Consider the following 24,967-nt stretch of genomic DNA (forward strand, 5'->3'; position numbering starts at 1 on the left):
AGAAAGACAAAAACAACCCCAAGAGCAGCCCATCACGATCGAACGATCCGAGCGATCAAGGAAGACCTAATGTGCAGAAATAGTCGTAAACAAACCCGGTCAACTTGACCGGGTTTGTATCTTGGTTGAAGCTAGGATAAGGTTCCGTACAGGTACCGATCCAGGAATGGGTTACGGAACTTTCCTGTCGGATCGCAGCTAACGGAGAGACGTTGAAATTCGAGGCGTTTCTCATAGAGCGACGTTAACCGCTCAGGCGCCATGGTGAACAGCTTGCCCCAGTGCGGGCGCGCCTCATAGGGCTCGAGAGCGGCTTCGATGAGCGGCAGCACACCCTCAACCGCCTCCGAGTTCGGCTTCCATGTAAAATGAATTCCGACGGAATCCCGGTTGTGGCTGGGGCTCATCCATAGCGAATCGGCGGCAATGGTGCGCACCTCCGAAATATAGAGCAGCGGAGCGATATGCTCCCGCAGTTTATAAATCGCCTCTAACGCAGCGTAGGCATGGCTTCGCGGCACAAAGTACTCGCTTTGCAGCTCCTCCCCCGCGCTCGGAGTAAACTCCATTCGAAAATGAGGCAGACGCTCGTGCCAGGGCCCTCTTTTCCCCAGCTGCTCGCTGCACGGCTCCGCGGATATGCCCGGTACGGGATGCAGCGGCACAGCAGCCCTCGTCGCCCCGTAGAAATCTTCCCCGGCGAATGGTTCATCCTCACCGGCAAGACTTTTTAACCACACCTGATTGAAGCGATCGCTTGTCCAATCGGTAAATAAGCTGACGCTATACGCACTCGAGAAAATAACGTCAAAATGGCGTTCCAGCCTGGATAGAGCGAGATTCTCGAACAACCGCTGGCTGATGTCAAAGCTCGGCACGATGTCCAGCGTCAGCTTCGACACGACGCCCAGGGCCCCGAGATGGACGATGGCTCCCTCTGCCTCCGGCTGTTCGCCGCGCGTATAGACGACCGCTTCTCCTCTCGAAGTAACGATCTCAACGGAGCGTACGGCGGTAGCGAGATTGCCGTTCCGGTCTCCCGAGCCATGCGTCCCCGTTGCGCAAGCGCCGGCAACCGTAATGTGGGGAAGAGAGGCCAGATTGTGCAGAGCATAATGGTTCGCATGCAGATAGCCAGCCAATTCTCCGTACCGGATGCCTCCCTCCACCGTAACGGTCCCGCGGGAACGGTCAAGCTCCAATACTTGATTCATCTTCTTCAATGAAACCAAGCTGCCGGGCGTGTCGGCAATGCTGTTGAACGAATGCCGCGAACCAAGCGCTCTGACTTTCTCGCGTTTTGCTACCCATTCCTGGAGCTGCTCCATCCTCTCAGGCTCGAACAGCTCCGCGGCGCTATATCGGTAATTCCCCGCCCAGTTGCGTTCCTCTCCCATTGTCCTCTTCGCTCCATTCTGCGTTGTGCTTTGTGCCGCGGCATCCCGCTCGCCGGGCTCTATAATTCATTTCGCTTACTACTCCCTTACTCCTCTTCCGCCACATTAGGATTTTTACACAACAGTTTTTGTTATTTTATGGTTGACAAACCGACGGGCGGTACGTAAACTAAAAACAACAAGACCGACCGTCGGTCTGTAATTTCAAGCCTGAATTTACAGCCTCGGAGGAAGCTAATTTACCAAAATAAAGAGGAGCGAATACACAATGACTCAACAACAATGGGATTGGATCGGATATGGCGTCTGGGCACTTATTATCTGGATGACGCTGAAGCAATTTATGCAGACGAGGAAGGAGTTTACCGGAAGCGGACGTCGAATTCTGCTCGGGGATTGGCTCTTGCTCGCGCCGCTGCCGTGGATCTTCTACTGCATGGGAAGCCGCGCCACAACCGGGCAAGTGTTATGGATGATCGGTATAGGCGTTGGGTTAGCCATTCCTTACATTTTGACTACCAAATTCCAGATGGTTAATGGGCGCATCTTTTTTAAGACAAACTATCTGTTCTACGCCATTCTGATCGGCTTTCCGTATATCCGTTACTTGATTCGCGATAAGGTGTTCCATGCTTACCCCATTCTTACCGCAGACCACCGCCCGGACATCGAACTGATGCTCGCCATGTACATTGCCGCTCTTGTTCTGTTCACTTTCCTGTGGCGAGCCTATATGTTTATCAGCTACAGACAAATAAAGAAGAAACACGAAGCTTCGCCGGCGGCCTTCCTGCAAGGACCCCAATACGCGCAGCCAGTCGCTGCCAAGGAGAGATCCCAATGAGCAAGCTGAGCAAAAGAACGATCGCCGTACTCGCTGTTCTCAGCGTAACCTTCATCATTTTCGGCTATGCCTTCCTTCAATACGGGATATTCGGCGCCAAGCAGGCCGCGCTCGTCGACTTCAAGCTGAAGAACCCCGATTTTCATTATCGCCCATGGGTTTATATTCTCTACACGCATATCATTACCGGTTGCATAGCGCTTGGCATCGGCTTGTACCAGCTTCTTCGCAGGCCGCAAGGGGCCAAGCGAACGTCTCTGCACAGAATGCTTGGAAAGCTATACGCCTACTCCATCCTTATCAGCGCCATCGTGAACATCTACTTATCGCTCTACGCGAGCGGCGGGTGGTTGGCCAGAACCGCCTTTTTCACGCTTGATTTCCTATGGATTCTTACGACCTTTAAAGCCGTCCAGTTTGCCCGCCGCAAACAGCTCGAATCGCATATCCGATGGATGTACCGCAGCTATGCTTTAACCTTCGCCGGAGTGAGCCTGCGAATCGTATTGCCTCTCTCGATGATGGTCTCGGAATTCGAACCTGCCTACCGGTTCTCGGCATGGTCATGCTGGATGGTCAACTTGATTGTCGCGGAATGGATTGTCTATCGCAGAAGACGCGGCAGCCGAGGAACTCATAATCCCTCTTTGCCCCAACCGACCGTTGGTATACAATGATAGAATAGAAAGGGGAGGTGCTGATGATGACGCCTGATTTGAATCCTCCTAGCTCAAGCTTTCAGCTTATCTTGGATACGGCAGAGCAGCTGATCCGGGAGAAAGGCTGCAACAAAACGACGCTGCAGGATATTATGGATCGATCGGGCCTGTCCAAAGGCGCGATCTACCATTATGTGTCCGGGAAAGACGAGTTGTTCGGTCGCATTCTCATCTCAAAAATGGAGAAAATCAACGAAAACTTCCATACGGCGGTAACCCATGCGGCAAGCGGCGACGCTTCATCCCCGATTCAGATGATCGTCGGCAGAATGATGATCAATACGGACAATGAATCCGTAACGAATAAAATTTTCACCTATCTGCTCAGCCAAAGCGAGAATCCGAAGATCGCCAAGATCCTGACCGAATTGTACGAATACACCCATCAGCTTTCGATTCAATGGATTCAGCGCGGACAGCAGGCGGGAGCCATTCCGTCGCATATTGACGCCGTCAAGCTGTCGACACTGTTTAACATCTTCACCTACGGGCTGCGCACCCATCGCATAATCGTCCAAGACGAAGAGAAGTTCGGCTTCGACGATATTTTTAACGTGATTTTTAAATCGCTGCAATGAGCCGGTTGCGTATCCCCTCCAGTCTCATCGCTACGATTCTGTTCAATGGATTCGCTCCCTACTTGATCTACCTGCTGCTCAAGAACAATACTTCGGGGCTGACTGCCCTTCTGGTTGCAATGAGCGTCCCCCTGGCGGAACAGCTCTATTATTGGATGAGAAATAAAAGGGTGGACAGCTTCGGCCTGCTGATGGTCGGGGCTTTCGTACTCGGGGTCGGGCTTGCACTGGTCGGCGGAGACGAGCGCATGGTGCTGCTCCGCGAATCGTTTGTGACTGTCTCGATCGGCTGCGTGTTCCTGTTCTCGCTGCTGCTCGAAAAGCCTCTGATCTACAGCCTTTCCCTCCGGTTTGTCCCGGCAGCAAACGAGGAATCGCTGAAGGAGAAATGGCAAATCCCCTATTTCCGTAAAATGTGCCGCCTCATCACCGCGATGTGGGCAGCGATGCTGATTAGCGAATCGGCCATTCGCGTCTGGTTGATCTATCAGGTGGATACGGCTGCCTTCCTGCTCTTGTCTAATGTGCTGTTCTATAGCTTTATTGGGGCGGCAATCTTATGCAGCATCCTAATGCGAAGAAGGCTGTTGCGAAGGATACAGGGGTAACCCTCATTTCGCGCATGAAAAAATACAGAGCAACGGGAATCAATCAACCGTGCTCTGTACTCAGATCGCGAATATGCGGCGGTATCTCTTAATGCCCTATCATAACGGGAGCATTGGCTTGATCCGAAGCCGCGTCGTCATCTTTCACGGCTTTAGGCCTCCGAAGCAGAATGGCCAACAAGGCGCCGGCCACTGCGATGCATCCGGCGACGAAGAACGTATCTCCGAAAGCCGAGACGAGCGAGACGGCTGCATCGCCTTTGGTGGCGGCCATATGATCCTCGATTCGCGTACCCATATAACTTGCCAATCCCGCAACCGCGAACGAAACCACGACCTGCTGGGCGGCCGACGTAAGCGGCGTTACCCGGCCGACGAGCCGACGCGGCGCTACTTTCAAGATGTGCGTATTCACCGGCATCATGGACAGTCCCATGCCTGCGCCCATGATCATCGTCGCCGTGATCACGTATCCGGCGCCCGAATCCGCTTGGATCTGCGACATATAGAACAGTCCTGCCGCAACGAGGGCGATCCCGACCGTGGATACGATGCGGGCGCCGAATCTGTCGAACAGCCTACCGCCGATCGGCATGAACAGTCCCGTCATCGCGACTTGCGGCAGGATCATGAACCCGGTTTTTAGCGGCTCGTAATGGAAGACCTGCTGCATGTACATCGGCACGAACAAGAAAGACCCGAACAATCCCATGGTCATTAACCAAGACGCGACGATTCCGATCGTGAAGTCCGCGGACTTGAATACCCGAAGCTCCAGCAATGGTTGTTTATGGAGAAACTCAACGATAATAAACAACACCAACGCGACGATACCAACGATTAGGCTGACGATCGTATTCGTAGAACCCCAATCCTTGCCGCCTTCGCTTACCGCGTAAGATAACGTAGCGAACGCGATCGGCGCAAGCAGCATCCCCCAGAAGTCGAGCGTCGGCACGGTTTTGCGTTCCACTTTCGGCAGGTATTTAAGGCCGACTAGGATCGCGATGATGCCGATAGGCAGATTGATAAGGAAGATCCAGTGCCAGGTCGCGTATTCCAGCAAATAACCGCCCAATACCGGTCCGAGCGCAGGTCCGAGCATCATCGGTATGCCGAGCATTCCCATAACTGCGCCTTGTTTGTTAGGAGGAGCGAGCTTGAAAATAATCGCCATCCCGATCGGCTGCACCATGCCGCCGCCGATCCCCTGAATAACGCGATAGATAATCAGCTGTTCAGGCGTAGCGGCAAACGAACAAAGAATGGAGCCTGCCGTGAACAAAAAAATCGTAATCAGAAAAACCCGCTTGGCGCCGAATCGATCGGTCAGCCAGCCGGCCAATGGAATAACCGCGGACAGCGCCAGCGTATAAGCCGTGATCGACCATTGCATCGTATTGACGGTGGACTTGAAATCGTCCATCAAAGTCGGCAGCGCGATGTTCATTACCGTGCTGTCGAGGATGACCATGATCATGCCGACGACGATCGCCATAAGAGGCCCCATGATCGCTTTCATTGAGAACGGAGCGTCCTCCGCTGTTGCAACTGCATTTGAATGGCTAGACAACTTTTCCCCTCATTTCGCTTAATCTTTTACCACAAAATGGTACTGTTTTTATTGCACGATTGCAATCGTTCTAGAGGATGATTTATCTTCCATAAAACAGGAAAGACGCGCCCTCGCGGACGCCTCCCGATGATTACTTCGATTCTTCGACGTACTTTTTGAAGCTGTTCATTATCGCTTGCCAGCCTGCCTGCTGAAACTCCACGGGGTGGGTGCTTTCGGCGTCGAAAGTCTCGATGACCGTCGTTGCGTTTCCTTGATCAACGAAAGCAATATCGACTTTCCTTCCATCGCCCATGGTGTAGGAAATCGCCTCATGCTGCTTCACGATGTCATAAGTGCCGCCGAAATCAAAGCCCATGCTGCCGTCCTTCGCTTCCATCCTTGTCGTAAACTTGCCGCCGACCCGAAGATCGTTCTCCGCCCTTGGCGAGTGCCAATCCTCCGACGCCTGATTCCACTTGGTGATGTGATTCGGCTCGTTCCAATAGGTCCACACTTTGTCTACGGGAGCTTGAATGACGGCCTGCACGGTTACTTTCGTTTGGTTTGTCGTTTCCATTGTTATCGACACCTCTCCGATTGGTTGAAAATTTCGCTTCTCAACTATATAGACGAAATCCGCTTGCCCTATTCATCGGTGGATTCGTTCCGGAAGCCCCAATCGGGCAAATAATTTCGTATTGATGAAGTTTTGCACATGGAACACTTGCTTATCTTTGACCTCAATCACGTGGATGCCCCATGGAACCAAGACGGATGCCTCGCTGCTCGGCACATACTGCGCCAAGGCAGGATAACCGCCATTCACCGTAACAGGCAAGAACTTCGACCCCACGCAATGCCAACGCGTAAGCGCAAAGAACTTGGACAAATCTTCTTGACCGCGTATCCACATGGCGAATGGCGGCATAGACATGCAGCCTTCCTCATGGAACAATGCGACAAGCGCGTTGATATCGAACTGTTCGAACGCTTCCACATAACGAGAGAGTAGATCGGGATCCGGCCCTTCGCCCATCCTGCTGAATTCGTCGGAACGAAGCTGCGTTCGGTCCAACGTCTCCCTGGCTCTTTGCAACGCGCTGTTCACCGCTGCCGGCGACATCCCTAACGTCTCCGCGATCTGTTTGGATGGCCATTCGAATACATCCTTCAAGATGAGAACCGCCCGTTGGCGCGGAGGCAAGGCTTGCAAGAGCGCAATAAAGCAAAGCTGAAGAGTGTCTTTGCGAACAAGAGCCTCCTCCGGATTGTCTCCGAAGTCGGGAGAAGGCCAAATCCAGGTGGAGTCGGGCAACGTCTCGGTGGGTGCAAGGATGGAGACCGCCGGATCGGATAGATCAACGGGAAGCGTTCGGCGCTTGGCTTGTCTCAATTTGTCCAAGCATAGGTTCGACGCGATTCGGTAGACCCATGTTTTGATCGAAGAATCGTTCCTGAACGAGCTCCAGCTTTGCCATGCCCGAATGAAAGTTTCCTGAACCGTATCGTCCGCATCATCGATAGATCCTAGCATTCGATAACAGAACGACGTTAGCCCCGGCCTAAAGCTCTCTACTATCTCACTATCAAAAGCGGTCTCGTTCATCTTGGCCTCCTGTTAACGATCCTTAAGGTGAAGGAAGAGAAATGGCTATGAGTTGTGTCGGGCTTATTCGCGCATACCGCTTCATAATTTGGAAACCATTGCGACTAATTCCATTTTACCACGTCTAACTATTAAAATATTGCAGATGGAGGCGCCAATCATGAGCGTCAGAAGGCACGGTCGTTTAATCATCGCCGCACTGTTCCTCGCTGGCTGCGAGGCAAGGAACGAAGCCGTCTCCGTCCTATCGTCCGCCTCCCCCGAACCAACGGAGACCACCATCGCTGTGATGCCCCTGCCGACGCCGACGACTGCTCCATCGACACCGGAGCCATCTGCAGCGCCTTTCCCCGCTTCCGCAATTCCTTACGCTCTCGAGGACGTCAAGTCTATCTCATTGAACCGCTTATCCGATGGCGAGCCGATCGCGCATGAGGGTAAACTCGAAGAGCAACTATTATACGATCTCGAGCGGATCCGCACGTCTCAGAACGAAGAAAGCGAATGGACACCCGCGCCCCCATCCGAAGACGACGAAGCCCTCTCAATTCTAATAAAGGCACCTCAGGGGGATTTCTCTTACCAATATCGCTCAGACGACAATCTACTTATAATAGGCGGGAAGTCTAATCACGCGGGCTTCGGCGTCTTGCAAGCCGCACTTCCTATCCTGTCTCCCGATTCCGCCTTCGCGAACTGGTTCCACCTGAAGAACATCGTCCTACAAGACGAGCTGGCAGCCGGCGTGCTGACCATTGATGAGGGGTTCCGCGTCGATTTCGACTTGCTCCTCATCGATGGACTGGACTACGACGGCTGGGAGAAGAAGCTAAGCAAACTGACGCCGCACTTGTCTATCCCCTACTACGACAACGTCACGAACGGCGTCTCGTACGCGACCGCTTATCAAGAAGGCATCCTCCATGCTGATCTGCAGATCGCTTTTTCTTCGCCCGATTACGCGACCGGAGGCGACATCCGCGTCGGCATGGCTAAGAAGCAAGTACAGAATGCCATCGGCAAACCAAATCTCCAAGTGAACAGCCAGTGGAGCTATCTCATCGGGGACTATTTAAAGTTCTATTTACTGTTCGAAGACGACAAGGTCAAATATATGGTTTATCGCATGCCGGTCTAACTTTGCAATATTATTCGTTCCCATCAAAATGATAAATGAGTTGCACAACGCCCGAGGAGAACGTTCTTGTATCAACCATTTTTAAAGCCACCCTCTGTTTTATATCCACAAACAGCGGTTTCCCTTCTCCCAAGACAACAGGGTGAACGGATAATCGGAATTCATCAACAAGTCCTAAATTAATAAAAGTGGTAATAAGACTTGCTCCGCCATACAGCCAGATGTCTTTGCCAGGCTTATTCTTTAATTTATTAACTTCTTCAAGAATATTATCATTTATGAAAACGGCTTTATTATCAGTCCCCTGTCGCGTCCTGGAAAACACATATTTCTCTTTGCTATGAACCAACTCCCAAAATTCTTTTTCAGAATCCGCATGTTGAACTTCCGGAGTGAATTGCCCCCATAAATCGTAGCTTTTTCTTCCATACAGAATGGTATCGATTTGATTTAAAAAATGAGTAAACCCCATCTCGGGGTCCATAATGCACCAGTCAACCTCGCCATTTTTCCCTTCAATAAAACCATCTAAAGTCACCGCTAAATCTAAAATGATTCTTCGTTTCATGATCTGTTGCTCCTCTCGTTCATTTACCATTCATTGTAGACCTCAAATACGTCGCCTTATGTCCTATTAAAGGCAAAACAAGCATTTCTTATACGGAGATTGATTTGTCTTATTAGAAAATCCTATACTTGAACTTATTGACACTTTAGATACGAAGGAGCAAATATCAAAATGATGAGCCAATCGAAAAAAGTAGTCGTAACCGGCGGAAGCGGCATGCTTGGGCGTTGGGTGGTCAAGCATTTCATCGAGCAAGGCTACGAAGTCCTGAACGTCGACACCCGACAACCGGAGGAGCCGTTGTGTTCCACCCTGATCGTTGATCTTCAAGACCTGGGACAGACCTACGGCGCGCTGGCCGGCGCCGACGCTGTCGTGCATTTGGCAGCGATTCCGAGGGCGGGAATGGTGCCGCCCGAAACGACATTCCGCAACAACGTGATGGCGACATACAATGTTCTGGAGGCAGCCGCAGGGCTCGGAATTAAGAAGGCGGTAATCGCCTCCAGTGAATCGTCATACGGAATCTGCTTCGCCGTTCATCCTTTCGGACCGCAATACGTGCCCATGGATGAAGAGCACCCACAGTTGCCTCAGGATAGCTACGGCTTATCCAAGGTCGTTAATGAGCTTACCGCAGACATGTTTCATCGCCGGTCCGGCATGCAGGTCGTGTCGTTACGTCTTGGCAACGTGATACCCCCAGAGTGGTACGAGCAGTTCCCGTCATGGATCCATAAGCCCGAGGAACGCGAACGGATTTTGTGGAGCTATATCGACACCCGCGACGCCGCGGAGGCATGCCGTCTCGCGATCGAAGCAGAAGGTCTCGGCTCCGTTGCGCTTAATCTCGGATCGGATGAGACGAGCATGGACATTCCAAGCCGCGAGCTCATGGCAGCCCGCTATCCGGAAGTGACTGACTTCCGCACGCCTCTCGAAGGACACGAAGCCTTGTTGAACAGCAAGAAAGCGATGCAACTGCTCGGCTGGACACCGAAACACAAGTGGCGCGAGCAACTCGGCAAATAAAAGCTGAAGACAAAAAAGAGATTGCCCCTTCTCGAAATCTTGAGAAGTGGCTATCTCTTTTTGCACACCTGGCCGGAAAAATCAATTGCATAGCATTCGGAATTTTTAGTTACGATATCTTTCACGTTAGTTCTCTTCATAGGGATGAGGGATTCGAAACCCCGATTGCGAGGTTAGACGCTCTTTTACTTCTCGTATTTCCAGAATCGACCTTTGCCTTCGGCAATCCATTCCAGGGCTTCACCTATTCGCTGTTGTCGTGTGGCATCGGTCTTTGCACTTTCAAGCCATACGATGTAGTTCTTGCGGAATGACGGTGATTGGTTCTCAAAAACTTGTTGAGCAGTCGGATTTTTCGATAGTGCTTCTAGGAAATAGGCCGGAGTTTCCACTGGGTTGCTGCCCGGGGCTGCTTTGGCTGTCTTCTCAAGTTTCACGCCTCGGTCATTTAAATCCATCGCTTCTTTGATAAAGCCTGCGAGTTCTTCATCTGATGGCAGCTCAGACATACTCGTGATTCTGCTCATAAAACGCTGGCCTGGCTTTACCTTCTTGCCGCCAGCAAATCGGGGATCGCTCATGAACTCCGATTTTATGAACGTGAGCGAACAGTGGTTTTTAGATGAGGCTAAAACGCACATAAAATCGTTTTTGTAATCAAAATGCGGGTTGCCCCACTTAATTGATTCCACTACATTAGGGCAATTTTTGTGTATCTGCTCTCTAAGATGATTGAGGATTGGTCTGGCAAAATCCTCAGAGTTTTCGATGTACTGTGTAACTTTTGGGTCAGTGCCCTCTAGTGACATTTTATATATTCTCCTTCCGGTATCTCACCGATAGTGTGGCTCTATACCTTGTCCGCTTGGATTACCAAATTTTATAGTTATTATATATGAACCAGATTATTTCTACCATCTTTTAGTGGCTTTTTTGCACCTATTTTGAGAGGAGTGATTCCGCGAAAGACTCTGCGGCTGCTGATAGATAATAGGCCAATCCGGTTTGCTGGCTTTCGAGCATCATAAGATGAAAGTCATCACTTAGGAAAAATCGAGTTTGTGCTGCAAAGTCATTAGTCGTAATTTTATTCCCATGTTCATTCATAAACCCAAGATGGTTTCGAATCAAATTTTCTATTCTCTCATCGTTATGTTTTATGCCTTCTCTTAATGAACTTGCCATGTTATTCATAAATGTCACAGCTTCAACCGCTTGTTCATTTATTTCCTGAACATCCGTCGAGGCTACCTCAAAAGACTCCATCCCATACGTTTCCTTTAAATATTGATTCTGCTCGGCCAGCGCTTTGTTCCACTTTTCCTCGTTTTCAAAACCTTTGAACATCTCCATACTATCCATGGCTTCCCCTTCCTTTGCACATGAAATGGATTTACGCAGTGTTTGAACGATGTTATCCAACCTGTATTTACGGCTAAGAAGCAACTCCTCCTGCTTCGAAAGAATGGATAGCCGGTCTGAATGTTGTTCCATTATTTTCTTGATTTGATCCAAGGGAAAATCTAATTCTTTGTAAAAAAGAATCTCTTGCAACCTTTCCAACTCTTTCGATCCATACAACCGGTATCCGGCTTCGCTAACCTTACTCGGCAAGAGAAGACCGATTTTGTGATAATGATGAAGCGTCTTGATTGTAACATGAGACAGTTCCGATACTTCTTTTACTGTGTACAGCATTGGTTCATTCCTCCCTTCCATACGCAGCTTATAGCCTTCCCTATGAGGAGAGTCAAGTCGAATTTTTTTCTGGAAAAGGTTATTGACCCTCCTCTTACAGTAGGCCTTATGATGATATTCGAATAAATGACGAGGGAGGAAATCATAAATGTCAGGCCCCATCCAACTGCTTCAAAGCAGCTTTATTCGAGCAGTTATAATTTCAACTCTGTTTTCTCAGATGGGCATTTGGATTCGTAATTTTGCTGTTCTCTTGTATGTTATGGAGGTAACAGGCGGGGATTCATTTGCTGTTTCCATGATTTCGGTTGCGGAATATGCGCCAATATTCACTTTCTCTTTCATTGGCGGTGTATTCGCGGATCGATGGCGGCCCAAAAAGACGATGGTATGGTGTGAGGTATTAAGTTCATTATCCGTATTCCTTGTCTTTGCTGTACTGGAAGTCGGAACATGGCAGGTCGTATTTCTCGCAACTTTATGCTCCTCCATTTTATCACAGTTTGCACAGCCTTCAGGCATGAAGCTATTTAAGAATCATGTACGTGATGAAGAAGCACAATCCTGTATGTCTTTACTGCAAACCGTAACATCGGTCTTTATGGTACTTGGACCAATCCTGGGAACATTGGTATATCAGCAATTCGGAATAGAAGTCTCCATATTAACGACTGGCGCTTGCTTTCTACTATCCGCCCTTGCGCTGTTCTTCGTACCGTCTGATCAAAATCCATCCAATTACCGCGAGACCAACAAATCTTCGCTGCTTCGCGAAATGACGGCCGGCATTCGTTTTGTCTTTGCCAATAAGTTGATTTTGCAGCTTACCTTATGCTTCACGTTGGTTGGACTCGGAGTCGGGTTAATATCTCCACTGAACGTCTTCCTCGTTACGGAACAGTTAGATTTGCCTGCAGAGGCACTGCAATGGGTCAGTATACCGTATGGGGTGGGTGAAATTGTTGGAGGAATCGTAACTTTTGCTTTGGCGGCGAAGTTTGCCCCGCAACGTTTCCTCATGATCGGCTTACTCGTCAATGGTTCCGGGATCATCTTAGCAGGGCTGTCTACCGAGATTTGGCTTACAATGACGGCCCAATTCATGATTGCTCTTTTGCAACCAGCCATTTTTGTCGGAAACAGCGCCTTGGTCATGCAGCATACCGATCAAAACTTTATAGGTCGGGTAATGGGAATCCGCACTCCGCTTATGACTGGAGCGATGCTTCTTATGATGGGTCTTGCAGGTGTGTTGAAAAATATGCTTTCTCTTACCGTTGTGTACGAATTTGCCGGATGCTGCTTTTTTGCTGGGTTCCTAATTATGATCCCGCTATTCCGAAGCAAAGGTCACAGGGAACGTTCTGCGGCATAATGCGAATCATTCATACAAAGAACGGCGTGCAAACGAGAACACCAAAGAGGACTGCAACAGGTCACTTGCCCACCATCTGTCACAGCCCCCAAGCCTGCGTCCGACGCGGGCTCTCGGTTCTTACTCTTCGCCCGTAGCCACCGGATTCTCCGCATACGAGATCCACTCGCTCCAGCTGTAGAATTGACTTCGAGAGACGTTCAGACTTACATCAAGTCACAACAAATAGTGCCGTCCGAGGTGAGACTGTCGCTCTTGTACCTCTATTTAAAAGTAATCATCAGCTAACTGCTTCTATAACTTCTGAAATGCCTTTCAATTCTACCTAACTGTTCAATAAAAGTCTGCCGCTTTTTGGGGAATAAACTTTGATACATACGTTGCCCCATTAGTGCTTTCAATTGTTCAATTAGGTCAGAAATGATATTTTTCTTCTCTCTTGTTACAAAGGAACACTGAATTCTGATTATTAATGCTTCCAAATGAAGACTGTAAATGGAGTTATTATCTATAGGAAATTTATCAATGAGTTTTACAGTATCCATTGCGCGTTTGGGGTTTTGATCCATAAAGTATCTTGCAGAAAAAATATAAAAGCGGGCTTTTCCTGTTTTCGATAAATTTAATGAATTGCTTGCCAATATCGAGTTACATTTACTAACATATTCTTCACATTGCACTTTATCTTGTTCTTTATCGCTATTAGCTAAATGCCCCAAAGCTTTAGTATAGAGTTCAAAAGTAACATTGGGCAGTACACTTTGATAATTGCTTAAATAATGTTCCGCACGACTTAATGAATTGATGCTAATTAAAAACTCACATACTTTTTTTCGTAATTCTAGGGATAGGTTATTTGAACGGAATAACCAAAGTTTCTTCTCTAGATGATTAAAATACTCATTAAGATCTGACTGTCTAAGATCCCTAGTCACCTTTGTTTTAATCATTTGATTAATAACAAATAAACATTGAACCAAGCGTTTTGCAGCTCTTTCTTGTAAGACTAGCTCCTTGTTTTGTAATACCACCGAACGGACCTTATCAAGAAGTTGAATATCTCTAATAGCTTCAGAAGGTTGAGCTTTGTCATAGTAATAAACCAGATTTTCCAAATTGCAGTCACTGATAAAAGCTTTGTATAAATAGCTTACATCTGCCGTTTGATTGTATTTCGCCTTTAGCAATCTAGCTATAAGCTGCCCTACCGATAACGCTTCATCAAATTGTATATCCACTATAACCGATCTAATACTTTTAAGAATGATGAACCATTCAGATTTTTTTAGATCAAACACAGTAAAAATATTTTTATTTTCAGCATAATTTCCGTTTAAATATTCAATAAATAACTGGTTAACAAAATATTTGTCAGAACCAATAATTGGCTGTAAAAAACCGATATTCACATAATTAGCAGGTCTTAAATTATGCAACCCTAATCTTTCAAACTTAATCTCCTCAATTAAGAATGAAAAGAGCTCCTCGCTAACTTCATCAATCTTGGCTTCATCACACAAATAGCACAGTGCGGATAAAAAAATTTGTGACTCCTTTGGCATACTTTCAATTGTATTTTCAAAACAAAACTCAAGAAAAGTATCTTGGTTATCATGCAACTCACGAGCTTCCGCAGAATATTTCGAGTCATATTCAACTCTTAAGTCCATTAAGCTCTTTCTAGTTGATCTAAATGTATTACAAAAAGAAATAATCAGCCCAGGATTACCTTGAGTATATTTTTGTACCCATTCCCAATCATCATGTGAAATGTTTTTAAGCTTCTCCTCCGATCCTAACATATACATATAGACCAATTCCTTGGTTCTATTAAGATCGAACTCAAATAATGGAAACTTTTGTTCCCTATCCCCGAGTCCATAACGACTTGTTATTATTAATCTTGATGGATTTGTGTATTTTCGCAAAAATAAATCAGCAACTTTTGTAAACTCAGCTAAGTTGCTTTTTACAATTTCAGTTTCTAAATTATCTAGAACTAACAGAGACTTGTGAGAAAACATATTTTCCCACACCTTAGTCTCAACTTCGTCTAAGCCTAGCTCAGTCGAGTCAATTTCCATGTATTGAGCTAGTGTATAAATCAGATCCCTATGGTTGGAAATGACTTTCTCCAATTTCTTTATTTGACCATTGTTAAAGACCGTGTTTTTAAAACTCATAAAATAGATTCTATCGAATGGTCTATTAGGTGCGTACAAAAGATCTTCTATAAGTTGTAGAACTAGTGCTGTCTTTCCTACTCCTCCATGACGTATGATGGAAACGGGTGTGGGGATGTCAATCGCTTTTTTTAAATTTAGCAATTCTTGTCCGCGACCAATCAGTGAATTAAAGTTTTTACCTAAAGGATATTCGACAAAAAGTAATGGTACAGAATAATCGTTTATTTCATCGTTTATGAAGCGATTCCATAGACTTAAAAAATCATGATCATCAAGTAACAGAATAAGCTTGTCGATTAACTTTGTCATTTCGTCGAATTGTTCGGCAGAAATTATTCTTGAGTGCATAATATTATTTCTACGTTTTACTAATGACGATATATCGATTCTATCTACTGTATTATTCTTAAATTCTTTAAAATCTTTGGACTTAATTAGATCATAAAGTTGTCCAATATGAAGAAACTGAAGCAACTCATTATATTTTAGTGGCAATATAATTCCATTGTTTTCGGCATTTTTTTCAGCATCTTTGCGAATATGTGTAGGCAATTTTGATTCGGATAAATATTTTACTATGTAGTCTCTCAATAAATTTTCGATGTAGAATAATACCTTATATCCATCAATATTTGTATTATACATTTTTCGTTCGCCCCCCACATTTACTCAATATACATCTATTACGACATTTATCGACACAACCCTTCCTATTTTGAGAAAAAAAGGGGCATTTTAGTTAGATGTTGTTCTTTAATATCAGAAATTGATAAAAGTCTAGTTCGTTCTAAACTCTATTTGTTTTTTCTTGTTGATTTTCTGTTGATCATATATCAGTAAACACTTTGGTTGTTGACTTCAGCTTATGGTCTGTAAAAATACATCGCTATGGTGGGTATTTCGACTCTTACTTTGTATACTTAGGCCGTGGGGATGTTAACTAGAGTTCAATTTTATCTTTTTTTGATAGTGACTCCAAAATCCTTGTTGGCTTCTTGTTGACCTCGGTGCATAAAAAATACACCGCCAGGGCTCTAAACGCGCATGGCGATATATTCATAGAAAGAGTACTACTAGCGACTAGCCATCTTCTCGTTCCTCTTCGTTCCCTGTAGAGATTAGATTCTCGCTATACGAAATCCAATCACTCCAGCTGTCGGATTTACTTTAGGTTCCCTTTTAGCCTCCATGAAGATAGCTTAGATTATTGTCTCTTTGTGAAATGATAGCTCCAACGAAGCCACAAGTATTTCTTTCAAACTCGGTTTGCGTACATCTAAAAAATTCACTCGTTTCCACCAAAAGGGATTTACCGCTTTTTGTCGAAATAAAGTATTTATAGCACGTGTTTTATTTCCAATATTAATAGGGTGGGCTTATGGCAAAAGTATTTATTTCGTATACTCAATATGATATAGAACTAGCGCGTCTCATTAAAGACAGTCTTGAAAATTTAGGTAATAGAGTTTACTTTTCAAATGATGAAATGGTTCTGGGAACAAATATAGCTGATGAAATCATAAATCAAATCAAAGATTCCGATTTTGTATTGCCTATTCTCACTGAAAGCTCCATTAACTCGGAATGGGTAATATATGAAATGTCAACTGCGATCGGCTATTATCAAGAACGAGCAAAGCCCAAAGTAATACCCATTGTTTTTGATAACGTTAGAGTCCCAGAATCAATTAAATCATTTTTGCATATTCGTGCATCAAGAAACGAGAATTTCATTCCGCATAAATTAATTCCTACCATACAAAATATCCTAGGTAGAGAACATGCAAAGACAGACATTAAAAGAGAAGAAAAAGAAGAAGTCAGAAAAAATTCAGCAAAATATATAGCTGATTCCATGGCTAGGCTAAAAAGGGCTGATAGAAACAATAAAATTTTATCTTTTCTCTGTTATGGATTTTCAATTGGTATCTTAATCGCAAGTTTTTTTTATTTAATCAATAAAGGACCGCAATACGTAAACAATAAAACTGAATTAATTAGTCAACTAAGTTCAATTGTATTTGGAGTTATTTTATTCTCTTTATTACTTGCAATCACAAGGTATTTATTTCTTATGGGTAAATCCTTTATGGTTGAATCTCTCAGAAATTCAAATAGAATACATGCAATATCATTTGGAGAATTTTATTTAAATGCCTTTGAGGATAAAATTGAATGGGCAGAAGTAAAAGAAGCTTTTCAACAGTGGAATATAGATACCGGTTCTTCTTTTATGAATCAAAGTTCCAGTGACTTCGACCCTGAATTATTAAAGAACCTTTCTACTTTATTAAGCTCAATTAAAAAATAAATTTTCATTGGAATTCAAGGTTTGTCATGGAGAGTTAAATTATATTAAGGTACATCCAAAACATGCTAACATTTTAGTTGTGAAACTCTGTTGATCTTGTGTTGATTGCTTGCATTGCTGCTCGAGCTGTTGACTTATTTGCTTGGATCCAATTATAGGGGCCGGGTTTGCAACACCGTTGTGGTGTTGCATTCCGTCCCTTTGTCTGTCTATACAACGTTTTGTTGGAAGTACGAGCGAGTGTTTGATTTACCCGTTCTGTAAGTATTTTCAGAATCCAATTGTTGACTCCGTGTTGACTTCGAGGAATAAAAAATACATCGCCGGGGCCAGTGTGCCACGCGACGATGTATTCAGCATTCGTAACTACCACATGCCCTTCGGTTTCTCCTCGTCCCCGATGGCTATCGGGTTGTCTTGCCAACTAATCCAATCACTCCAACTTCCCGCATAAAGCTTCACGTTCTCGAAGCCCGCTTCACTCAACGCGAGCACGTTCGGAGTCGCGGTGACGCCGGAGCCGCAGTAGACGATGAGCTCCTTGTCGCGCGGAAGGTCGGCGTAGTGCTCGGCGAGCGCAGCCTCATCCTTAAACCGGCCTTGCTCATCCAGCGCACCCTTCCAGAACTTATTCCGAGCGCCGGGAATGTGTCCAGCTTTCTTATCCAGAGGCTCGACCTCGCCGCGGTAGCGAGGAGCTTCGCGAGAGTCGATCAGCACGCGGTCCTCGCTGCCGAGCGACTCGCGAACCTCGTCCATCTCGACCAGCATGTTGTGCTGCACGGTCGCCAGGAACGTTGCCGGAATGAGCACCTTCTGGTCGGCGTTCACCGGGAAGCCCTCGCGCACCCAAGCGCTGAAGCCTTCATCCATGACGAACACGTTCTCATGCCCCAGATAGCGCAGCAGCCACCACAGGCGGGACGCCATGGCGCCGCCTTGGTCGTCGTAGCAGACGACGCGGGAATCGTTGCCGATGCCGACGCGGCTTAGGCGGCCGGCAAGCTCGGCGGCGTCCGGAAGCGGATGGCGGCCGCCATGTCCGTCCTCTTCGACGGGAGCGGACAAGTCCCGCTCCAAGTCCAGATAGACCGCGCCGGGAATATGGGACTCCTCGTAAGCGTTGCGGCCGGCATCCGGCTGGCCCATCACGAAGCGGCAATCCACGATGACCAGGTCCGATTCGTATAGGCGGGCGAGCAGCCATTTTCTAGACACGATATGTTTCATTGGAATCCATCCTCTCTATAGATATCACTTAAATAGCGGAATGCGCGGGAGAATCCGCGCGCTTCTTGCTTCGGGCGAGCGCGACCGCCGCCAGGACGATCAGGATCATGCCGGCCGAGAACGCGAAGAAAATCCATCGCGTCGTCGGAACGTCATATTGATCCAAGGCCCAGCCGATCAGCTTCGGCAGCAGGGCGCCGCCGAGCAGGCCGCAGGCGATCAGAAGGCTGGTCACCGTCTGTTCGCTCACGCCCGGAATAGAACGATTCGTGAAGACGAGCGCGATGGCGAACAAGCCCGACATCGCAAGGCCGGCAATGAAGGTGAAGACGAACATCGCCGATACGCCGCCGGTGAGCGCCATGAACAGGAAGCACGCGGCCCCGATCGAACAGCCGTAGAACAGATACATCGCCCCGCTGATGCGGTCCGCGATGTGCCCCGCGACGATGCGCCCGATCGTCATCGCGACCCAGAAGGCGCTGATGGACATGGCCGCGGTCGCGTCGGATATGCCGTTCTCCTGAACGAGCATCGACGGCAGGTAGTGCACGAAGCTCATCTCCAGGCCAACGTAAACGAAGAAGTACAACGCGCACACCGCCAGCAGAATGCGGAAGCGTCCCGCCAAGCGGAAGGCCGGCTTCGCGGATCCCCGAGCCGTTCCCGCGCTCTCTTCGACCATGCGATCCTTCGCGCTGCCTCTATCTCCAAGCAATTCGGTCGGCCAGAAGGCCGCCCACAGGACCAAAGTCGCCGCGGCTAGCAAGCCGACGAGCCCGAACGCGAGCTTCCACTGCCCCGCCTCGATCAGCGCCGCGCCCGCGAACGGGATGATCAGCGCCCCCAAGCCGAAGCAAGTCTCTAGACGGCTCATCGCGACATTCGCTTTGTCTCCCGTCGAAGTAATGATGAGCGCGCCGATCATCGCTTCGATAATGCCGAACCCAAGTCCCGTGAGCGGTGCCACGATCAGCATCACGGACCACGCCGGCTCCGCCATGAAGATGAATTCCATGATGGCCATGAGCAAGAACGCGGCTAGCAGGACGCTTTTTCTCCCTAGCCTCTTAATTAAGAATGGCGCAATCAGCGTGCCGACCAGTCCTCCGAGGAACTGATTCATCACGAGCTGACCGCCATCGCTGTATTGCACTCCGTATGCATGGATCATCGGCTCCAGAACGGCTCCGATCGCGAGCTCGCCCAATCCGATCGTCAGATACGCCATGCATCCCAAGAAAATAATCCGAGACATCCCGCCGCAGAACCCCTTCCCTCTCAGCCCAATCCCACTCTAGTCATGCAACTTAGAGTATACCATGATCTGCCGCATTCAAGACGAGAAGATGCGCTTCTTGCCGATACGGGTGGACATGAGGGCCGCGATCAAGCAGACGAATCCAGCCAAGACGAAGGCGGTGGAATAAGTGCCGAGCCAATCCCGGATCGCTCCCGCTCCATAAGCCGCCGTCGAAGCCCCGAGCTGGTGAGCCACGACGACCCAGCCGAAGATCATGCCGGAGCGCTCCTTGCCGAACTCCTGCGCGGCCAGCTTGACGGTCGGAGGAACGGTGGCGATCCAATCAAGCCCGTAGAAAATGCTGAAAATAAGAAGCTGCTGAGGTCCGGTGTGGAGAGCATAGGGCAGGAACAGCAGGGACAAGCCGCGCAGGCCGTAGTACCAGGCGAGCAGCCAACGGCTGTCGAAGCGGTCGGAGAGCCAGCCCGACAGCGTCGTTCCGGCGAGATCGAACAAGCCCATCAGGGCGAGCAGGCTCGCCGCGGTCACCTCGGGAATCCCGACATCGCCGCAGGCCGGGATGAGGTGCGTGCCGATCAGGCCGTTCGTCGAGAAGCCGCAGAAGAAGAAGGTTCCCGCCAGCAGCCAGAAAGCCCTGCTTCTCAGAGCGGAACGAAGGGCCAGCAGCGGCGCGAGGAAAATGTTTCCCGTGAACGGGACCGGCTGCACGATTTCGTCCGATCCGTAGGGAGCGGCTCCGATGTCGAAGGGATGGTTGCGCATGAAGAAGACGACGAGCAGCAGCAGGATCGCGAGTGCGCCTACGGCGGTATACACCGCGTACTTCCATCCGGCGTCTACCGTGATTCTCGCCAGCAGCGGCAGGAACAACAGCTGTCCGGTCGCCGCGCTGGCGGTCAGGATGCCGACGACGAGCCCCTTTCTTTTGACGAACCACTTATTCGACACGGTTACGCCCAGCACGTTCGCCATGAAGCCGGTCGCGATGCCGGCGATGAGCCCCCAGAGAAGCTCGAATTGCCACAGCGCGTTCATCAGAGGAGTAACCGCAAGCCCAGCAGCCAACCCCGATATCGTAAAAATCAGGACGCGCCGAATGCCGTACTTCTCCAGAAAAGCAGCCGAGAACGGGCCGACCAAGCCGTAGAGGAAGATCCCGAGGGAGACGACGCTCGAGATCCCGCTGCGGCTCCAGCCGAAGTCCTTCTCGAACGACAGCATGAAGATGCTCGGCATGGATCGGACGCCGGCGGAGATCAGCAGCGTGACGAAGGTGATGGCGACGACGACCCAACCGTAATGGAATCGAGGCTGGGTCCGAGGAGACCGTTCGGATTGAGGAAGGCTGTTCATAACTCCACTCCTAATTTTCTATTTTGTTTGTACAGCCAAAATACAACGCAGGAGAAAGCCCGCCTTCAGCCCTTCTCCAACTCCCCGCTGGTAAATACCAGCTGCTTCGAGAGCTCCGTCGCGAACGCCTTGCCCAGAATCCCGTCGTAACGGGAGTGCAGGTCTCTGGACGCCTGCTTGATCGTCTCCACCATGCCCTCTCCCTTGGCCGTCGGATACACCAGCACCGTCTTGCCCTGAACCTTCCGCTCCACGAGCTTACGGATCTCCAGCTTATCGACGAAGCGAGTCAGCGTAGACGGCGCGACCGACAGCTTCTCCGCCAGCTCCTTCTGGGTAATGCCCGGAGTGCCGACCACCAGCCGAATCAAGTAGCCGTACATGGGGCTCAGTCCCGTCGGGGCGAAGGCGTCTTCGGCCATCTTCGTGATCGCGCGGCCCAGCCGATTGGCCGTGAAGAACAGGCACTCGTGCAGAAAATGATCGTCCGCTTCTTTCATGCTCCGGCCTTCTTTCTATTTTGTATGTACAACGAATATATGGTTATGACTTCCAATTGTCAATAGGTTTTTTCTTGATCCTGTCCAGGCTCGCATAGGGCCTGCATAGAGCTCGTATAGGGCTTGCATCGGTATCCTTGGTTCCGCCGTCTGTGTTATCTTGTTAGTATTGAGTTCGCCTGTCATGGCAAGCAAAGGAGGAGAACCGATGAGCAGACCAGCAGCCATCATCCCGGAATTCCACTTCAGCGCGATGACGGAGGAAGATGGCGCGGACATTGCCGAATGGCGCTACCCTCCGCCGTACGACCTGTATCGTTGGCCCTCTTGGGAGCAGATGGTCGCGCAAGGCAAGGAATTCGGCGATCCCCACATCCGCGCCAAGCAATATACGTCGATTCGCGACGAACGCGGGCGGCTGATCGGTTACGCGCAGTTTTTCCCGATGGTGGGGGTTGTCCGGTTAGGACTCGGGCTTCATCCCGACTGCTGCGACCGCGGCTGGGGAACGGCCTTCACCCAGGCGATCGTGCGCGAAGCCGCGAGAAGGTCCCCGAATTCGGAGATCGACCTGGAAGTCGAGACTTGGAACAAGAGGGCGATCCGTACTTATAAGAGATCGGGCTTCGTCATCACCGACAAATACAAGCGTCAGGCCTTCCACAAGACCGTGACGATCTATTGCATGACCCTGCGGAAAGACAAGATTCAATAGAATGGAGTTATGGCAAAATGAAAGCTCTCGTACTGGCCGAGAAGCCGAGCGTAGCGAAGGAGATCGCTCGGGTGCTCGGGTGCACACAACAGAATAGGAGTTACATCGAAGGACCGAACCATGTCGTGACCTGGGCGCTGGGCCACCTCGTCACGCTGTCCGAGCCGGAGGATTACGATCCGAAGTACCGGACCTGGAACCTGGAGGAACTGCCGATTCTTCCCGAACGGATGAAGCTCAAGGTCATGAAGGAGACGTCCGGCCAGTTCCGCGCCGTCGCGCAGCTGTGCAAGCGCAACGATCTCGATGAGCTCATCATCGCGACCGACGCCGGACGGGAAGGAGAGCTGGTGGCGCGCTGGATCATGGAGCTCGTGAACTGGCGCAAGCCGTTCAAGCGGCTGTGGATCTCGTCCCAGACCGACCAGGCGATCCGCGAAGGCTTCCGTAACCTGAAGCCGGGCAAGCAGTACGATTCTCTCTACCGATCCGCGGTATGCCGCGCGGAGGCGGACTGGCTGATCGGCCTGAACGTCACGCGCGCGCTGACGACGAAGTACGACTCTCAGCTGGCGGCCGGGCGCGTGCAGACGCCGACGCTGTCGATCCTGATCGATCGCGAGAAGGAGATCCGCGAGTTCCAGCCGAAGCCGTACTGGACCGTAACGGCCGACTTCGGCTCCTTCCAAGCGATGTGGCGCGAGAAGGACGGCCATGACGGACGGGTATGGGAGGAGGCGCAGGCACAGGCGGTCGCGCAGCGGGTGAGCGGCGGAATCGCCAAGGTGTCGAAGCTGCAGACGACCGAGAAGAGCGAGCCGTTCCCGCAGGCGTACGACCTGACCGAGCTGCAGCGGGACGCGAACAAGCGGCTCGGCTTCTCGGCGAAGACGACGTCGAGCGTCTTGCAGAAGCTGTACGAGCAGCACAAGCTGGTCACGTACCCGCGCACCGATTCCCGCTATATCTCCAGCGATATCGTGCCTACTCTGAAGGGCCGGCTGGACAGCATCGCGATCGGCCCTTATGCCCCGCTGGCCCGAAAACTGCTGCGAGGAACGCTTCCCGTGTCGAAGCGCTTCGTCGACGACGGCAAAGTAAGCGACCACCATGCGATCATTCCGACGGAGCAGTACGTCAACCTGTCGGCGCTGTCGAACGACGAGCGGCGCCTGTACGATCTGATCGTCCGCCGCTTCATCGCGCTGTTCTATCCGCCTTACCGGTATGACGAGACGTCGGTCGTTCTGTCGGTCGGAAGCGATCATTTCTATGCCAAGGGGCGGATCGAGAAGGACGCCGGCTGGAAGGAAGTGTACGCCTCCTCCGGAACGCCGGGAAGCTCAAGCCAGGACGACTGGAACGACGAAGAGGAAGGCGCGGAGCGTAGCGATGCTCAGCCTTCCCAGCGTCTGCCGGAGCTGGCCGCGGGCCAGCCGCTTCCGTTGAAGGCCTGCCGCTCCCGGGAGCTGCGGACGCAGCCTCCCGGACGCTATACGGAAGCCGCCCTGCTCTCTCGGATGGAGAAGCACGGGCTGGGCACTCCCGCGACCCGCGCGGACATTATCGAGAAGCTGGTCTCGACCGACACGATCGCCCGCAATCAGAACCGTCTGTCCCCCACGGGCAAAGGCACTCAGCTCTATGAGCTTGTGGTGGACGATCTTCGCAGCCCCGAGATGACGGCGGAATGGGAATCCGAGCTGGAGCGAATCGCCAAGGGCAACGGCAATCCGCAAGCGTTCATGGCCGGAATCCGGGAACGGGCGAAGCTGTGGGTCGACGAGATCAAGCGCGAGACGCGGGAATACAAGCCGCACAACCTGACGGCTTATCGCTGCCCGGAATGCGGCAAGCCTCTTAAGGAGGTCAAGAGCAAGCGAGGCACGACGCTCGTGTGCTCCGACCGCGAATGCGATTACCGCCGCTCCGCCGAGCCCGCGCTCACGAATCACCGCTGTCCGCAATGCCACAAGAAGATGGAGATTCGCGACGGCAAGGCGGGCAAGTTCTTCCAATGCAAGGCATGCAACGTCATCGAGATGGTCGGCGACAAGCCGCGCGGACGCGCGAGCAAGCACGAGCAGCGCAAGCTGATCGAGAAGTTCAGCGACAGCGGCGCGCCGTCCGGCAACAGCCTTGGCGATGCTCTTCTGGCGGCCATGAAGAAGAAGGACGAATAGCGCATGAATAAAAGCCTAGAATTCTAACGGAACTGAGCGACCTTATTCCTCCCCAAAAAGCGGATATCATCATTTAACGGAACTCAGCGACGTTATTTTTGGGG

At 50.1% G+C, this 24,967-nt stretch carries 22 protein-coding genes; 10 read left to right on the forward strand and 12 right to left on the reverse strand.

Features of this window, described 5'->3' with window-relative positions; translation table 11 throughout:
* Window positions 1-131: 131 nt before the first annotated feature.
* Window positions 132-1,397, reverse strand: coding sequence for an FAD-binding protein (locus tag ELR57_RS09990; RefSeq protein ID WP_126958912.1), 1,266 nt, complete (start codon window positions 1,395-1,397; stop codon window positions 132-134).
* A gap of 268 nt (window positions 1,398-1,665) precedes the next feature.
* Between ELR57_RS09990 and ELR57_RS09995 the strand changes: the two genes are divergently transcribed.
* Genes ELR57_RS09995 through ELR57_RS10010 form a run of 4 tightly spaced genes read left to right on the forward strand, consistent with a single transcriptional unit; the run spans window position 1,666 to window position 4,146 of the window.
* Window positions 1,666-2,241, forward strand: a complete 576-nt coding sequence (locus ELR57_RS09995; RefSeq protein ID WP_126958913.1) for a CcdC protein domain-containing protein — start codon at window positions 1,666-1,668, stop codon at window positions 2,239-2,241.
* Window positions 2,238-2,918, forward strand: coding sequence for a DUF2306 domain-containing protein (locus ELR57_RS10000; protein ID WP_126958914.1), 681 nt, complete (start codon window positions 2,238-2,240; stop codon window positions 2,916-2,918). Before ELR57_RS09995 ends, ELR57_RS10000 begins: the two co-directional genes overlap by 4 nt.
* A 26-nt stretch (window positions 2,919-2,944) precedes the next feature.
* Window positions 2,945-3,538, forward strand: coding sequence for a TetR/AcrR family transcriptional regulator (locus ELR57_RS10005; RefSeq protein ID WP_158629984.1), 594 nt, complete (start codon window positions 2,945-2,947; stop codon window positions 3,536-3,538).
* Window positions 3,535-4,146, forward strand: coding sequence for a VC0807 family protein (locus ELR57_RS10010; RefSeq protein WP_305038234.1), 612 nt, complete (start codon window positions 3,535-3,537; stop codon window positions 4,144-4,146). Before ELR57_RS10005 ends, ELR57_RS10010 begins: the two co-directional genes overlap by 4 nt.
* 88 nt (window positions 4,147-4,234) lie before the next feature.
* On the opposite strand, the gene ELR57_RS10015 is transcribed toward ELR57_RS10010, so the two are convergent.
* The 3 genes from ELR57_RS10015 to ELR57_RS10025 form a co-directional block, all read right to left on the reverse strand.
* Entirely contained in the window at window positions 4,235-5,668 is a 1,434-nt protein-coding gene (locus ELR57_RS10015) for a DHA2 family efflux MFS transporter permease subunit (RefSeq protein ID WP_126958917.1), read from the reverse strand.
* A 184-nt stretch (window positions 5,669-5,852) separates the two neighbouring features.
* Window positions 5,853-6,281: an SRPBCC family protein gene (locus ELR57_RS10020; protein WP_126958918.1), complete on the reverse strand. Its 429-nt coding sequence runs from the start codon at window positions 6,279-6,281 to the stop codon at window positions 5,853-5,855.
* Window positions 6,282-6,353: 72 nt separating this feature from the next.
* Entirely contained in the window at window positions 6,354-7,310 is a 957-nt protein-coding gene (locus tag ELR57_RS10025) for a sigma-70 family RNA polymerase sigma factor (protein ID WP_126958919.1), read from the reverse strand.
* A 160-nt stretch (window positions 7,311-7,470) separates the two neighbouring features.
* Here ELR57_RS10025 and ELR57_RS10030 point away from each other — a divergent pair, with 160 nt between their 5' ends.
* Window positions 7,471-8,448: a hypothetical protein gene (locus tag ELR57_RS10030; RefSeq protein WP_126958920.1), complete on the forward strand. Its 978-nt coding sequence runs from the start codon at window positions 7,471-7,473 to the stop codon at window positions 8,446-8,448.
* A gap of 10 nt (window positions 8,449-8,458) precedes the next feature.
* Here ELR57_RS10030 and ELR57_RS10035 read toward each other — a convergent pair whose 3' ends face one another.
* Window positions 8,459-9,016, reverse strand: coding sequence for a dihydrofolate reductase family protein (locus ELR57_RS10035; RefSeq protein ID WP_126958921.1), 558 nt, complete (start codon window positions 9,014-9,016; stop codon window positions 8,459-8,461).
* A 174-nt stretch (window positions 9,017-9,190) separates the two neighbouring features.
* Between ELR57_RS10035 and ELR57_RS10040 the strand changes: the two genes are divergently transcribed.
* Complete coding sequence (locus ELR57_RS10040) at window positions 9,191-10,048, forward strand: NAD-dependent epimerase/dehydratase family protein (protein WP_126958922.1); 858 nt, start codon at window positions 9,191-9,193, stop codon at window positions 10,046-10,048.
* Window positions 10,049-10,233: 185 nt separating this feature from the next.
* On the opposite strand, the gene ELR57_RS10045 is transcribed toward ELR57_RS10040, so the two are convergent.
* Complete coding sequence (locus tag ELR57_RS10045; protein WP_126958923.1) at window positions 10,234-10,857, reverse strand: YdeI/OmpD-associated family protein; 624 nt, start codon at window positions 10,855-10,857, stop codon at window positions 10,234-10,236.
* A 130-nt stretch (window positions 10,858-10,987) separates the two neighbouring features.
* Window positions 10,988-11,746, reverse strand: coding sequence for a MerR family transcriptional regulator (locus ELR57_RS10050; RefSeq protein ID WP_126958924.1), 759 nt, complete (start codon window positions 11,744-11,746; stop codon window positions 10,988-10,990).
* A 148-nt stretch (window positions 11,747-11,894) separates the two neighbouring features.
* On the opposite strand from ELR57_RS10050, the gene ELR57_RS10055 reads away from it, so the two are divergent.
* Window positions 11,895-13,121 (forward strand): MFS transporter, encoded by a 1,227-nt coding sequence (locus ELR57_RS10055; RefSeq protein ID WP_126958925.1) that lies wholly within the window; start codon window positions 11,895-11,897, stop codon window positions 13,119-13,121.
* 284 nt (window positions 13,122-13,405) lie between these two features.
* On the opposite strand, the gene ELR57_RS10060 is transcribed toward ELR57_RS10055, so the two are convergent.
* A complete protein-coding gene (locus ELR57_RS10060; RefSeq protein ID WP_126958926.1) occupies window positions 13,406-15,952 on the reverse strand; it encodes an NACHT domain-containing protein in 2,547 nt (848 codons plus the stop codon).
* A gap of 733 nt (window positions 15,953-16,685) precedes the next feature.
* On the opposite strand from ELR57_RS10060, the gene ELR57_RS10065 reads away from it, so the two are divergent.
* Window positions 16,686-17,618 (forward strand): toll/interleukin-1 receptor domain-containing protein, encoded by a 933-nt coding sequence (locus ELR57_RS10065; RefSeq protein ID WP_126958927.1) that lies wholly within the window; start codon window positions 16,686-16,688, stop codon window positions 17,616-17,618.
* A gap of 366 nt (window positions 17,619-17,984) precedes the next feature.
* On the opposite strand, the gene ELR57_RS10070 is transcribed toward ELR57_RS10065, so the two are convergent.
* The 4 genes from ELR57_RS10070 to ELR57_RS10085 form a co-directional block, all read right to left on the reverse strand.
* Window positions 17,985-18,848, reverse strand: coding sequence for a sulfurtransferase (locus ELR57_RS10070; RefSeq protein ID WP_126958928.1), 864 nt, complete (start codon window positions 18,846-18,848; stop codon window positions 17,985-17,987).
* Between the two features lie 28 nt (window positions 18,849-18,876).
* Window positions 18,877-20,106 carry an MFS transporter gene (locus tag ELR57_RS10075; protein WP_238162472.1) on the reverse strand — a complete coding sequence of 410 codons (1,230 nt, stop codon included), beginning with the start codon at window positions 20,104-20,106 and terminating at the stop codon, window positions 18,877-18,879.
* A gap of 78 nt (window positions 20,107-20,184) precedes the next feature.
* Window positions 20,185-21,465, reverse strand: a complete 1,281-nt coding sequence (locus ELR57_RS10080; RefSeq protein WP_126958929.1) for an MFS transporter — start codon at window positions 21,463-21,465, stop codon at window positions 20,185-20,187.
* Window positions 21,466-21,530: 65 nt separating this feature from the next.
* On the reverse strand, window positions 21,531-21,965 hold the full coding sequence (locus ELR57_RS10085; protein WP_126958930.1) for a MarR family winged helix-turn-helix transcriptional regulator: 435 nt from the start codon (window positions 21,963-21,965) through the stop codon (window positions 21,531-21,533).
* 208 nt (window positions 21,966-22,173) lie between these two features.
* Here ELR57_RS10085 and ELR57_RS10090 point away from each other — a divergent pair, with 208 nt between their 5' ends.
* Both ELR57_RS10090 and ELR57_RS10095 read left to right on the forward strand, forming a co-directional pair.
* Entirely contained in the window at window positions 22,174-22,680 is a 507-nt protein-coding gene (locus tag ELR57_RS10090) for a GNAT family N-acetyltransferase (RefSeq protein WP_238162473.1), read from the forward strand.
* 17 nt (window positions 22,681-22,697) lie between these two features.
* Window positions 22,698-24,863 (forward strand): DNA topoisomerase III, encoded by a 2,166-nt coding sequence (locus tag ELR57_RS10095; protein ID WP_126958932.1) that lies wholly within the window; start codon window positions 22,698-22,700, stop codon window positions 24,861-24,863.
* Window positions 24,864-24,967: the final 104 nt, after the last annotated feature.

The sequence above is a fragment of the Cohnella sp. AR92 genome, assembly GCF_003990975.1.
Lineage (GTDB): Bacteria > Bacillota > Bacilli > Paenibacillales > Paenibacillaceae > Cohnella.